Origin of the sequence: Xanthomonas albilineans (assembly GCF_002939705.1) — a bacterium.
Lineage (GTDB): Bacteria > Pseudomonadota > Gammaproteobacteria > Xanthomonadales > Xanthomonadaceae > Xanthomonas_A > Xanthomonas_A albilineans.
This window is the reverse complement of sequence record NZ_MDCB01000004.1, coordinates 40,694-53,409: the sequence shown is the minus strand read 5'-3', so window position 1 is coordinate 53,409 and position 12,716 is coordinate 40,694. Positions and strand designations below refer to the sequence as shown.

The window sequence follows — 12,716 nt, the reverse complement described above, 5'->3', positions numbered from 1 at the left end:
GCACAAGCTGTTGCAGGCGATGAGCGAACGCGAAGCGGGTCGTCAGTTGCCACCTGACATGCAATCGCGTGCAGCAGGCTAGTCGTTAACGCCGATGTACTGGTCCTTCAGCCGCACGTAGTGCTGCGCGGAATAGTGCAGGCTCTCGATTTCCTTGTCGCTGAGCAGGCGCGCCGGCCGCGCGGGGTTGCCCAGCCACAGCTCGCGCTCGCCCACGGTCTTGCCCGGGCCGACCACCGCGCCAGCGCCGACAAATCCGTATTTCCTGACGGTGGCGCCGTCGAGGATGCATGCGCCCATGCCGATCAGGCACAGATCTTCGATGGTGCAGGCGTGCAAAATGGTGCCGTGGCCGACGGTCACGTCCGCGCCGATCACCGTGGGGTAGCCGGCCTTGTTGTATGGGCTGTGGTGGCTGACGTGCACGATGGTGCCGTCTTGGAGATTGCTGCGTGCGCCGATGCGCACATGGTTGACGTCGCCGCGGATCACTGTGCCTGGCCACACCGACACGTCCTCCTCCAGCACCACGTCGCCGATGATAGTGCAGGCCGGGTCCAGGTAGACGCGGTCGCCGAGTTGAGGGGTCTTATCGAGGAATGGGCGGATCGGGGGCATGGCGGTCTGCGACGATGGCGGCCAATGGCCGGAGTGGCGGACGATGATAGCCTGCGTGCCAACCCAGCCGCCGCCGCGCAGGGCGCGCGGATGCCGGTGCCATCGTCGCGATGCGGGCCTTGGGCATGCTCGGTCTTTTTGCGCATCGGGTTGGGTCACGCGATACGTCAATGTTAAATGCAACGCAGTACATTGCATCGGGTCAGGCAAGCGCGGTAGCGTCCGGCTGCTGTCTTTCCGCCATTTTCCCTGTAGGAATTTCGTCATGCCGCATGCTGCCGCTGTACCAGGCTCCCTCGTGCAGGACCGCATGGGCGGCTTCCAATGGATGGCCATCGGGATTTGCGTGTTGTTGACCATGCTCGATGGCTTCGATGTGATGGTGATGGCATTCACCGCATCGCATGTGTCCGACGAGTGGCAGTTATCCGGCAAGCTCCTGGGAGGCTTGCTCAGTGCCGGTTTGATCGGTATGGCGGTGGGCTCGTTGTGCTTGGCGCCGTTGGCCGATCGTTGGGGGCGGCGGCGCCTGATCCTGGGTTGCCTGGCGATTCTCACCGTGGGCATGGGAGCCTCGGCGATGGCGCAGAATGTGCAGCAGCTTTGGGTCTTGCGGGTGTTCACCGGCCTGGGCATCGGCGGCATGTTTCCCGGCGTGGGGGCGATCACCGCCGAATACGCCAGCGCCAAGTGGCGCAGCACGGCGGTGGTGTTGCAGACCACCGGCTATCCGATCGGTGCCGCATTCGGTGGCGTGATCGCCGACTTGATCCTCGAACACTGGCACTTGCACTGGCATGCGGTATTTTTGTTCGGCGCGGGGTGTTCGCTGCTGTTTATGCCGCTGGTGCTGGCGTGCTTGCCCGAGTCGCTGGATTTCCTGATTGGTCGGCGCCCGCCCAACGCGCTGGCCCAGCTCAACGCGACGTTGCTGCGCATGCGGCAGGCGCCATTATCGGAATTGCCCGCGTTGCCGCGGCGCGATGCCGTTCCACGCCAGGGCTATGCCGTGCTGTTCGTCGGTGCGATGCGTCGCCGTTCGCTGTTGCTCGCACTGGCGTTCTTCTTGCACATGTTCGCGTTCTATTTCGTGCTGAGCTGGACACCCAAGTTATTGGTCGCCGCCGGGATGTCGGTGCAGCAGGGGATCACGGGCGGGACCTTGCTCAACCTGGGGGGGATTGTCGGCGGCGGTGTGTTCGGTTGGCTGGCAGTGCGCTGGTCCTTGCGCTGGTTGACCTTGGGGATGTTCCTGCTGGCGGCGCTGGCGATGCTGGTTTTTGCCGGTTACAGCACCCAACTGGCGGCGGCCTTCGCGATTGCACTGTTCATCGGTGCGGCCGTGTTCGCGGCGATGTCCGGACTGTACGCGACCGCACCGGTGGTATTCGATGCGTGGATCCGCGGCACCGGCCTGGGGTGGGCCATCGGGATCGGCCGCCTCGGCGCGATCCTGTCGCCGCCGACGGTGGGCTTGTTGATCGATGCGGGGTGGGAGCCGTCGCGGCTGTACATGATCTTTACGCTGCCTTTACTGCTGGCGGCCGCGGCCTTGCTGGCGTTGCGTGCACGCTGAACCGTCTACGCTACGGTTGGCACGCGCGTCCACGTCGATGGCGGCAGCTAACGGGAAAATGCTCCATTATCGAAATTTACGTTCGCTGACATAAATCCACCGTTATTTGCGGTGGGCCAGAGGCAGGTTTTTCCGACGTTTCTCCCGCATTTGTGAAGGCTGTACAACACGTTCGTGTTGCCGATGGTGCAGTGCGACACATGAGTGGAGTATCGTTGACAGTTTCATCACAGCCGTATCATCGCCCATGTACGACGTCGTTCCGGGGCTCCGTCGCCTCTCCTGTTGTGCTCTGTTGCCGTTGGTCGTCCTGTCGTCCCTGGTCGTCGGCGTCGGTGGCTGCTCTGGCGATAAGCCGTCCGCTGTGTCGCTGTCGCGGGTCGGGGTGATGACCTTGAGCGCCCATGCGCTTCCGGTAGAGCGCACTCTGCCCGGGCGCACGGTGGCTTACGAGACGGCGGATGTGCGGCCGCAGGTCGGCGGGCTGCTGCGCCAGCGACTCTTCGTGGAGGGCCAGGAGGTCAAGGCCGGGCAGCCGCTGTACCAGATCGACCCGGCGCCCTATCAGGCCGCCTACGACATCGCCCGTGGCAATCTGGTTCAGGCCGAGGCGGCGCTGGCCAGTGCGCGACCCAAGGCCGAGCGTTACCGCACCCTGGTCGGGATGGACGCGGCCAGCAAACAGGACGCCGACGATGCGATTTCCGCGCTGCGCCAGGACGAGGCGGCGGTGATCGCGGCCAAGGCGGGGTTGCAGGCGGCGCGCATCAATTTGGATTACACCCGGATCACCGCGCCCATTTCTGGCCGCATCGGCGCCTCGGCCTATACCGTCGGCGCGCTGCTCACCGCCGCGCAGGATGCCGCGCTGACCACGATCCAGCGACTGGACCCGATCTATCTGGACGTTACTCAGTCCAGTACGCAGATCCTGGCGCTGCGCCGCCAGCTCGACGCTGGACGCATCCGCGCCATCGACGGCAAGGCACAGGTGCAGGTGCGCTTGGAGGACGGCAGTACGTATCCGCATGCGGGTACGTTGGAGTTCGTCGGTACCCAGGTCAACGCCGGTACCGGCAACGTTACCCTGCGTGCGGTGGTCCCCAATCCGGAACATCTGCTTTTGCCAGGCATGTATCTACGCGCGGTGCTGCCGATGGCCACCAATCAGGGCGCAATCTTGGTGCCGCAGCAGGCGGTCACGCGCGACAGCAAGGGCGAGCCGCTGGTCAAGCTGCTCGACGCGCATAACCGGGTGGTGGAACGCCACATTCGCACTGGCGACGCGCTGGGCCACGATTGGGTGGTGGAGGACGGACTCAAGCCGGGCGAGCGGCTCATCGTGGTGAACGGCAGCCGCGCCGAGATCGGCAAGACGGTGACGCCATATCCGGTCAGCGCCGCCGAACTCGACGCCGCGCCAACGGTGCCTGGCGCCGCCCAGGCCGACTGAGGACTTCCGCATGTCGCGCTTCTTCGTCAAGCACCCGATGGTGGCCTGGGTCATGGCCATCGTGATCGTCCTGATCGGCATGCTGGCCATCCATGCGTTGCCGGTCGAACGCTATCCGCAGATGGCCCCGCCGACCATCACCGTGCGCGCCACCTACAACGGTGCCTCGGCGCAGACCGTGGAAAACACCGTCACTCAGTTGATCGAGCAGTCGCAGCAAAGCCTGGATCATCTGCTGTACATGACCTCCACCAGTGCTTCGGACGGCACTGCGCAGGTCAATCTGGTGTTCCAGACCGGGACCAACCCCGACACCGCCCAGGTGCAGGTGCAGAACCAGTTGCAGTCGGTGATGTCGATCCTGCCGCAGGCGGTGCAGCAGAACGGCTTGATCATCACCAAGTCCAGCGGTTCGCTGTTCGAAGTGGTGGCGTTCACCTCCGACGACGGCAGCATGGACAGTTTCGATGTCGCCAATTACATGGAGTCGCGCATCGACGACCAGATCAGCCGCATCAGCGGCGTGGGCAATATCCAGCCGATTGGTTCGGAGTACGCCATGCGCATCTGGCTGGACCCGGAAAAGCTGCGTAAGTACGCGTTGATGCCATCGGATGTGGAGAACGCGCTGCAATCGCAGAATACCGACGTGTCGGCGGGCGAGCTCGGCGGCCAGCCGTCGCTGCGGGGGCAGCGCCTGGATGCGACCGTGACCACCCGCAGCCGCTTGCAGACGCCGGCGCAGTTCGGCGCGATCGTGCTCAAGAGCGATCCCGACGGTGCCGCCGTGCACTTATCCGACGTGGCCAGGATCGGCCTGGGTCCGGAAACCTACGGCACCCTTTCCCGCTTCAACGGCAAACCCTCGGCGTCGCTGGGTATCGAGCTCAACTCCGACGCCAACGCGGTCGAGGTGTCCAAGGCGATCGAAAAGCGCCTGGGCGAACTCAAACAGTACTGGCCGCATGGCTACAACTACCATGTCGCTTTCAGCAGTACCCCGTTCGTCATCACCTCGATCAAGGAAGTGGTCATCACCCTGATCGAGGCGGTGCTGCTGGTCGTGGCGGTGATGTATCTGTTCCTACAGAACTGGCGCGCCACGCTGATCCCGACCATCGCGGTACCGGTGGTGCTGATGGGTACCTTTGGCGTACTCGCCGCGTTCGGCTACTCGATCAACACGTTGACCATGTTCGCGATGGTGTTGGCGATCGGCCTGCTGGTGGACGATGCGATCGTGGTTGTGGAGAACGTGGAGCGGGTCATGGGCCAGGAAGGGCTGTCACCGAAAGAAGCGACCCTGCGCTCGATGCAACAAATCGGCGGCGCGTTGATCGGCATCGTGCTGGTACTGACGGCGGTGTTCGTGCCGATGGCCTTCTTCAACGGCGTCACCGGGGTGATCTACCGGCAGTTCTCGATCACCATCGCCGCCTCGATGATCCTGTCGGTGTTGGTGGCGATGACCCTGACCCCGGCGCTGTGCGTGACCATCCTCAAACCGCTGCACCAGGGCGAAGCACCGATCGGTTCGCACGGTCGTCTTGGCTGGTTCTTTGTCTGGTTCAACACGCGCTTTCGTCATATGTCCGAGCGCTACCGCGCGGTGGTCGAGCGCGTGCTTGGACAGCGTGCGCTGGGTTTGCTCGCCTACGCGTTGCTGTTGGTCGTCACCGGTGTGCTGCTGTGGCGTTTGCCTGGCGCCTTTCTGCCCGACGAGGACGAGGGCATGCTCAACGTGCTGGTCAAGCTGCCGGCGGGTTCCACCCTGGAGCAGACCCAAATGGTGGCAGACCGGCTGACCCAGGTTGCGATGAAGGATCCTGGAGTCCGCTCGGTACTGTCTTCCGCCGGCTTCAGCGTCACCGGCTCCGGCCAGAACGTCGGCATGGCCTTCGTGCGCCTGAAGGATTGGGACGACCGCGACGACGATGCCGCGACCATTGCCGAACGCCTCAAAAAGGCCTTGGCCGACGTGCCCGATGCGGATCTGTTCGTGACCTCGCCGCCGGCGATCACCGGCCTCGGCGACGCTTCCGGTTTCACCTTCGAGTTGATGGACTACGAAGGCGCTGGCCACGCTGCCCTGTTGGCCGCGCGCGACAAGCTGCTGCGCCTGGCTGCGGATGATCCCAAGTTGATGAATGTGCGCTACGCCAGCCTGGAGGATGCGCCGGTGTATGCGGTCAAGATCGACGACAACAAGGCGCAGGCGCTGGGCGTGGATCCGGGCGACATCAATGCCACGCTCAACAGTGCGCTCGGTGGCGACTTCGTCAACAACTTCATCTACAAGGGCCGCATCAAGAAGGTCTACGTGCAGGGCGACGCGCATACACGCATGGCGCCGCAGGACGTGGAGCGCTGGACAGTACGCAACACCGGCGGCGACATGGTGCCGATGTCCGCCTTCACCACCTCCCGCTGGACCAGCGCGCCGGCGGCGCTGGAACGTTACAACGGCGTGTCGGCGATGGAACTCACCGGGCAGGCGAGGTTGGGGGTCAGCTCCGGCGCGGCGATGGACGAGATGGCGGAGTTGAGCAAGCAACTGCCGCATGGCTTTGGCTATGCCTGGTCTGATATGGCCTATCAAGAGAAGTTGTCTGCCAACCAGGCACCGGCGCTGTACGCGATTTCGCTGTTGTTCGTGTTCCTGTGCCTGGCGGGGTTGTACGAAAGTTGGTCGATCCCGTTCGCGGTGATGCTTGCGGTGCCGGTAGGCATTTTTGGCGCAGTGCTGCTGATGACCCTGCGGGGCCTGGAGAACGATGTCTACTTTCAGGTGGGCCTGCTCACGACGGTTGGTTTGTCGGCCAAAAACGGCATCCTCATCGTCGAGTTCGCCCGCGATCTGGAACATCGCGGTGAAAGCCTGCTGGCCGCGACTCTGCACGCGGTGCAGATGCGCTTGCGGCCGATTCTGATGACCTCGCTGGCGTTCCTGCTTGGCGTGCTGCCGCTGATGTTCAGTCACGGTGCCGGCTCGGCCGCGCGTCACTCGCTGGGCACCGGTGTCACTGGCGGTACGTTGGCCTCGATCACTCTGGGCCTGTTCTTCGTCCCGTTGTTCTATGTGATCGTGCGCCGCCTGTTCCCCGAGCGCAGGGTGGCGAGCGAGGAGGTGGGGTCATGAGCGCGCTCTGCCGTGCGAGCGTGGCTGCCGCCACGTTACTGGCGTTGGCCGGTTGCACCCTGGCGCCGCACTACGTGCGCCCGGCGGCGCCGGTGCCTGCGAATCTTGCCGCTGCCGATGCAAGCGCCGCGCACGCTGCGGGCCAGCCCGCCGATACGCTGGCGATGCCGGACTGGCAGGCGGTGTTTCTGGATCCGCGCTTGCGCCAGACCATCGCGCTTGCGTTGCAAAACAACCGCGACCTGCGCGTGGCGATGCTCTCGATCGACAAGGCGCGCGCGCAGTACCGCATCCAGCGCGCCGCGCAGTTGCCGTCGCTGGATGCCAGCGCCAGCCATGACCGCGAGCGAGTCAGCGCCGCCAGCAGCGGTACGGGTGTTTCGCAGATCAATGTCAGCGATACGTTGCAGGTTGGTCTCAGCAGTTGGCAGTTGGATTTGTTCGGGCAATTGCGCAGCCTCAAGCAGGAGGCGTTGCAGAACTGGCTGGCCAGTGCGCAAACCCAGCGCAGCGTGCGTCTGAGCCTGATTGCGCAGGTTGCCGCGGCATGGCTGACGGTCGCCGCCGATCAGGCGCAACTCGCGCTCGCGCAGCAGACCCTGGACAGCCAGGCGCAGACGTTGCAATTGACCGAACGCCAGCACAGCGTCGGTACCGTGTCGGCGCTGGACTTGGCCCAACAGCAGACCAGTGTCGAAGCCGCGCGGGTGAGTGCCGCCAGCGCCGCCACGCAGTTGGCGCAGGCGCGCGATGCCTTGCAGTTGCTGGTGGGTGCTCCCGTGGACGCGGCGTTATTGCCGAGCGCGCAGGCGATCGATCGCAGCGTTGCGCTGGCACCGGTGCCAGCGCACCTGTCCTCGTCGGTGCTGCTGAAACGTCCGGATGTGCTTGCCGCCGAGCACAGTTTGCAGGCGGCTAATGCCGACATCGGCGCGGCCCGCGCGGCGTTCTTTCCGTCGCTGAGCCTCACCGCGTCCACCGGCCGCAGTAGCGATGCCTTGTCCACGTTGTTCTCGGCCGGCGCCCGCACCTGGTCGTTCGTGCCCAGCATCACCGCGCCGATCTTCCATGGCGGTGCGTTGAAGGCGTCGCTCGACGCTTCCAAGATCGGCAAGGACATCGCGGTGGCGCAGTACGAGAAGGCGATTCAGTCCGCTTTCGCCGAAGTCGCCGATGCCCTGGCTGCGAAGGATCATATGGAAGCGCAACTCACCGCGCAGCAGGCGTTGGTCGACGCCAGTCAACGCAGCTACACGCTGGCCGACGCGCGCTACCGTGCTGGCCTGGATGGTCACCTGGCGGTGCTGGATGCACAGCGCTCGCTGTTCGCTGCGCAGCAGGCGTTGATCGCACTGCGTTTGCAGGATGCCAGCAATCGGGTGACGCTGTACCAGGTGTTGGGTGGTGGTGCCGACGCCCAGGTTGGTACACCCTGACGGTTGGTTGGGCACGGTTACGATTGGCGTCAGTGCCCGCCTGTGCGGGACGCTGGTATCCGTGCCAACGCGGGCGGTGCTGCGACATCGCCCGCGATGCGCCGCGCAGAAGGTCATTGGCGCATCGTTCGCGGTCGGCGCTGTGCTGCAGTGGTATATGCGTCTCGGTACTGTGGCAGGCTTAGGCCATAATCGCATTTCCCCACGCATGGTGGTCCTGCAACCGATGAAGATTCCCCCGGGCCTGCAACCGCTGATCGATGACGGCGTTATCGATGGCGTGCTGCGTCCGCTCAAGAGTGGCAAGGAGGCGGCAGTCTACGTGGTCCAGGCTGGCGACGACGTGCTGTGCGCCAAGGTCTACAAGGACATGGCCCAGCGCAGTTTCCAGGCGCGGGTGCAGTATCAGGAGGGACGCAAGGTACGCGGCAGCCGTCAGTCGCGGGCGATGGGCAAGGCCACCAAGTTCGGTCGTCGCGAACAGGAGGCCGCGTGGAAGGACACCGAGGCCAATACGTTGTATCAACTGGTGGATGCTGGCGTGCATGTGCCGCAGCCGCGTGGCTACTTCCACGGTGTGTTGTTGATGGAACTGGTCACCGATGCCGAGGGGCAGAGCGCGCCGCGGCTGAGCGAAGTGGAATTGCTGCCGGAGCAAGCACGCGCCTTCCACGCCCGGCTGATCGGCGATGTGGCCAAGATGCTGTGCCTGGGCCTGATCCATGGCGATCTGTCCGAATACAACGTGCTGGTCGCCGCCGATGGCCCGGTGGTGATCGATTTTCCGCAGGTGGTCAGCGCTGCCGGCAATAACGCTGCGCGTGCCATGCTGTTGCGCGACGTGCACAACCTGCGCGACTGCCTGGGTCGCTTCGCCCCCGACCTCAACGTCACCCATTACGGCGAAGAGATGTGGGCGCTCTACGAGAAGGGCGCGCTGCTCCCGGATAGCCCGCTCAGCGGTCGTTTCGCGTTCGACACCCGCCGTGCCGACGTGCGTGCGGTGCGTGCCTCGATCGAGGATGCACGCCAGGAAGCGCTTATCCGTCAACAGGGCCGTGAAGCCGCCGCCAGCGACGACTGATCCGCGGCGCGCATCTTCGCGCACGCCCATGTTGCGGCGCAATGCGGTGACGCGGCGGCTTCACTATGACCTGGCTAGGCGAAGTGGCGTGTATTGCCTTGTCGTGCCTGCGCTTGGCGCCCATCGCAGGGTGTCATCGGTGCTGGTCGCATGATCGCGGCGCGATCCATGCCTCGCACTGCGATTGCGTTTATTTGCGAAAATGGTTATTGAAAATAACAATCTTGATGCAACAGTTTCCGCAGCCGTCGGGGAGGGTCAACGATGTACTTCGATCCAGATGTCGTTCGTTTTTTCGATCAGATGAAACAGTCCGGGCAACCGCCGATAGAGCAATTGCCGTTGCCCGCCGCGCGCGCGAAGTTTTCTGCATTAGGGTCGCAGTTCGGCTTTCCGCCTTTGGAGATGGCCGAGGTGCGCGGGGCGCAGGCGCCGGGCCCGTGTGGACCAGTGCCGCTGCGTCTGTACCGGCCAGTTGGAGTGGAGTCGCTGCCGGCGCCTACCTGCGTCTATGTGCACGGCGGTGGGGGTGTGCTCGGCGATCTCGACTCGCACGACGACATCTGCCGGCAACTGGCGGCGCGCGCCGGCTGCCAGGTGCTGGCGGTGGATTACCGGCTCGCGCCAGAACATCCGGCCCCGGCCGGCATCGAGGACGTGATCGCGGTGGTGCAATGGCTGGCCGCCAATTCCGCCGAGGTCGGCGCCGATCCGCAGCGTCTGGCGATCGCCGGCGACAGCATCGGTGGCGCGCTGGCGGCAAGTGCCGCGCTGGCCGCGCGTGATGCGGGCATCTCTTTGCGCTGCCAAGTGCTGGTGTATCCGTTGACCGACGCACGGCCGGACAATCCGTTTCCTTCGCGCGTGCAAAACGCGGTTATTCCGCCGCTGACCGAGGCGGCGATGCGCTTTTTCGACAGTAAATTGCTCCCGGACCCGGTGGTGACCACGGATTGGCGCATCTCGCCGGCACTGGCTCCGGACGTGGCCGGCGTCGCGCCAGCGCTGGTGGTGCTGGCCGATCGCGATGCGCTGTACGACGAAGGTCTGCACTACGCGCAGCGGCTGCGCCAGGCGGGCGTGGAGGTGACCATGCGCGTGTACCCGGGCATGATCCACGGTTTCGTCAGTATGGGTGCCGTGTTGCGCGCGGCGGGCGAGGTCATCGACCTGGCCGCGTTGCAGCTGCGTCAGCGCCTGTTGCCGGTCGCCGCGCAGGCGTAGACGCGCAGCGGCGATCGCGCTCGCCCGCCGGTTACGCCACCCGGCTGCGGCGCGCGCGCTCCAGGTGCACCAGTAGCAGCGAAATCGCCGCCGGAGTCATGCCGGGGATGCGCTGTGCCTGACCGACGGTCTGTGGGCGCACGCGCTGAAGCTTTTGCTGCACTTCGGCCGATAGTCCGCGCACTTGCGCGTAGTCGAACGCGGTCGGGATCGTAGTGTCCTCGTGGCGCTGCTGGCGCGCGATTTCTTCGCGCTGGCGCTCCAGGTAGCCGGCGTATTTGATCCCGATCTCGACCTGTTCGGCCACCTGCGTATCGGCCACGCCCGGCCCCAGCAATGGCACCCGCATCAGCGCGGCGTAGTCCAGTTCCGGGCGCTTGATCAAGTCCAGCACGTTGGTCTCGCGGCTGACCGCCACGCCCAGCGTCGCCGCCACCTCGCGTCCCAGCGCGTTGCTTGGGGTGGCCCAGAACCCGCGCAGGCGTTCGTTCTCGCGCGCCACCGCGTCCTGCTTGGTCTGGAACCGCGCCCAGCGCGCTTCATCGACTAGACCCAACTCGCGGCCGATACCGGTCAGGCGCGCGTCGGCGTTGTCTTCGCGCAGTTGCAGCCGGTACTCGGCGCGACTGGTGAACATACGGTACGGCTCGCTGGTGCCGTGCGTGATCAGATCGTCGATCAGCACGCCGATGTAGGCCTGGTCGCGGCGCGGCGACCACGGTTCCAGCCCCTGTACCTGACGCGCGGCGTTGAGCCCGGCGATCAGGCCCTGGGCGGCGGCTTCCTCGTAGCCGGTGGTGCCGTTGATCTGCCCGGCAAAGAACAGCCCAGGCATGGCCTTGGTCTCCAGCGAAGCTTTCAGTCCGCGCGGGTCGAAGAAGTCGTATTCGATTGCGTAGCCAGGGCGGGTGATATGCGCCCGCTCGAACCCGCGGATCGAGCGCACCAACTCCAGCTGCACGTCGAACGGTAGCGAGGTGGAGATGCCGTTGGGATAGATCTCGACCACGTCCAGGCCCTCCGGCTCGACGAAGATCTGGTGGCTGGCTTTCTCGGCGAAGCGCACCACTTTGTCCTCGATCGAGGGGCAGTAGCGCGGGCCGATGCCCTCGATCTGGCCGGTGTACAACGGCGAGCGGTCCAGTGCGCCGCGGATGATGGCGTGGGTGCGTTCGGTGGTGTGGGTGATCCAGCACGACACCTGGCGCGGATGCTGGGCGACATCGCCGAGGAAGGACATCACCGGCAGCGGCGTGTCGCCAGGCTGCTCTTCCATCGCCGTGTAGTCCAGGCTGCGGCCATCGATGCGTGGCGGGGTACCGGTCTTGAGCCGATCCACGCCGAAGCGGCCGTCGCGCAGCGCTTGCGCCAGCGCGGTGGCTGGTGGGTCGCCAGCGCGGCCGCCGGCGTACTGGGTCTGGCCGATGTGGATTTTGCCGGCAAGGAAGGTGCCGGCGGTCAGCACCACCGCGCCCGCTTCGAAACGCAGCCCGGTCTGGGTCAGCACACCGCGCACGCGCTCGCCGTCCATGACCAGATCGTCGACGGCGGCCTGGAACACGGTCAGGTTGGGGTGGGCCTCGACCAGCCGTCGGATCGCGTTGCGGTAAAGGCTACGGTCGGCTTGGCAGCGGGTAGCGCGTACCGCCGGACCCTTGGAGGCATTGAGGGTGCGCCACTGGATGCCGGCCAGATCGGCGGCCTGCGCCATGGCCCCCCCCAGTGCGTCGATTTCCTTGACCAGGTGGCCTTTGCCGATGCCGCCGATGGCTGGGTTGCAGCTCATCGCTCCCACCGTTTCCATGTTGTGGGTCAGCAGCAGGGTGCCCGCGCCGGCACGGGCGGAGGCCAGCGCCGCCTCGGTGCCGGCATGGCCGCCGCCGATCACGATCACGTCATAGCGGTAGAAGGAGGAGTCGCTCATGGGGTACTCGTCAGCCGGCGTGGGTGCGGGCAAAAGTGTGGTGCAGGTTTAAGGCCGTGTAAAACACAAAATTATTTGTGATGTAAATCACAATTTGTAGGTTCGAGTCTCAAGTTGGCACGCAATCTGCAGATATCCCCACTGCACCCGACGTGGCAAATGCGTCAGGGGCGCATGACTGGAATTGGAACAGGGGCCAGTCACGCGTGCGTCGGGGGAGCCGGGGCCGGTAGTCGGGGGACTACCGGCCCTTTTTTTGACC

The 12,716-nt window shown here is 65.1% G+C and carries 8 protein-coding genes; 6 read left to right on the top strand and 2 right to left on the bottom strand.

Annotated elements, in window-relative coordinates:
* Window positions 1-78: 78 nt before the first annotated feature.
* Complete coding sequence (locus XalbCFBP2523_RS04900) at window positions 79-618, bottom strand: gamma carbonic anhydrase family protein (RefSeq protein WP_012914899.1); 540 nt, start codon at window positions 616-618, stop codon at window positions 79-81.
* A gap of 265 nt (window positions 619-883) precedes the next feature.
* On the opposite strand from XalbCFBP2523_RS04900, the gene XalbCFBP2523_RS04895 reads away from it, so the two are divergent.
* The 6 genes from XalbCFBP2523_RS04895 (at window position 884) to XalbCFBP2523_RS04870 (ending at window position 10,530) form a co-directional block, all read left to right on the top strand.
* Window positions 884-2,194, top strand: a complete 1,311-nt coding sequence (locus XalbCFBP2523_RS04895) for an MFS transporter (RefSeq protein WP_012914900.1) — start codon at window positions 884-886, stop codon at window positions 2,192-2,194.
* A gap of 247 nt (window positions 2,195-2,441) precedes the next feature.
* Window positions 2,442-3,647 carry an efflux RND transporter periplasmic adaptor subunit gene (locus tag XalbCFBP2523_RS04890; protein ID WP_045765160.1) on the top strand — a complete coding sequence of 402 codons (1,206 nt, stop codon included), beginning with the start codon at window positions 2,442-2,444 and terminating at the stop codon, window positions 3,645-3,647.
* A gap of 10 nt (window positions 3,648-3,657) precedes the next feature.
* Window positions 3,658-6,786 (top strand): efflux RND transporter permease subunit, encoded by a 3,129-nt coding sequence (locus XalbCFBP2523_RS04885; protein ID WP_045765161.1) that lies wholly within the window; start codon window positions 3,658-3,660, stop codon window positions 6,784-6,786.
* Window positions 6,783-8,222: an efflux transporter outer membrane subunit gene (locus XalbCFBP2523_RS04880; protein WP_045765162.1), complete on the top strand. Its 1,440-nt coding sequence runs from the start codon at window positions 6,783-6,785 to the stop codon at window positions 8,220-8,222. The genes XalbCFBP2523_RS04885 and XalbCFBP2523_RS04880 overlap by 4 nt, the downstream gene beginning before the upstream one ends.
* Before the next feature lie 226 nt (window positions 8,223-8,448).
* The gene (locus XalbCFBP2523_RS04875; RefSeq protein WP_012914904.1) at window positions 8,449-9,306 is read left to right on the top strand and encodes a PA4780 family RIO1-like protein kinase; all 858 of its coding nucleotides are present in this window, start codon (window positions 8,449-8,451) and stop codon (window positions 9,304-9,306) included.
* Window positions 9,307-9,570: 264 nt separating this feature from the next.
* Window positions 9,571-10,530, top strand: coding sequence for an alpha/beta hydrolase (locus tag XalbCFBP2523_RS04870; RefSeq protein WP_012914905.1), 960 nt, complete (start codon window positions 9,571-9,573; stop codon window positions 10,528-10,530).
* 31 nt (window positions 10,531-10,561) lie between these two features.
* Here XalbCFBP2523_RS04870 and mnmG read toward each other — a convergent pair whose 3' ends face one another.
* The gene (mnmG, locus tag XalbCFBP2523_RS04865; protein ID WP_045765163.1) at window positions 10,562-12,454 is read right to left on the bottom strand and encodes a tRNA uridine-5-carboxymethylaminomethyl(34) synthesis enzyme MnmG; all 1,893 of its coding nucleotides are present in this window, start codon (window positions 12,452-12,454) and stop codon (window positions 10,562-10,564) included.
* Between the last annotated feature and the right edge of the window lie 262 nt (window positions 12,455-12,716).

Bases quoted from the DNA above. Each gene is read 5' to 3' on its own strand.
- XalbCFBP2523_RS04900 (WP_012914899.1), bottom strand. From the start codon at position 618: ATGCCCCCGATCCGCCCATTCCTCGATAAGACCCCTCAACTCGGCGAC.
- XalbCFBP2523_RS04895 (WP_012914900.1), top strand. From the start codon at position 884: ATGCCGCATGCTGCCGCTGTACCAGGCTCCCTCGTGCAGGACCGCATG.
- XalbCFBP2523_RS04890 (WP_045765160.1), top strand. From the start codon at position 2,442: ATGTACGACGTCGTTCCGGGGCTCCGTCGCCTCTCCTGTTGTGCTCTG.
- XalbCFBP2523_RS04885 (WP_045765161.1), top strand. From the start codon at position 3,658: ATGTCGCGCTTCTTCGTCAAGCACCCGATGGTGGCCTGGGTCATGGCC.
- XalbCFBP2523_RS04880 (WP_045765162.1), top strand. From the start codon at position 6,783: ATGAGCGCGCTCTGCCGTGCGAGCGTGGCTGCCGCCACGTTACTGGCG.
- XalbCFBP2523_RS04875 (WP_012914904.1), top strand. From the start codon at position 8,449: ATGAAGATTCCCCCGGGCCTGCAACCGCTGATCGATGACGGCGTTATC.
- XalbCFBP2523_RS04870 (WP_012914905.1), top strand. From the start codon at position 9,571: ATGTACTTCGATCCAGATGTCGTTCGTTTTTTCGATCAGATGAAACAG.
- mnmG (WP_045765163.1), bottom strand. From the start codon at position 12,454: ATGAGCGACTCCTCCTTCTACCGCTATGACGTGATCGTGATCGGCGGC.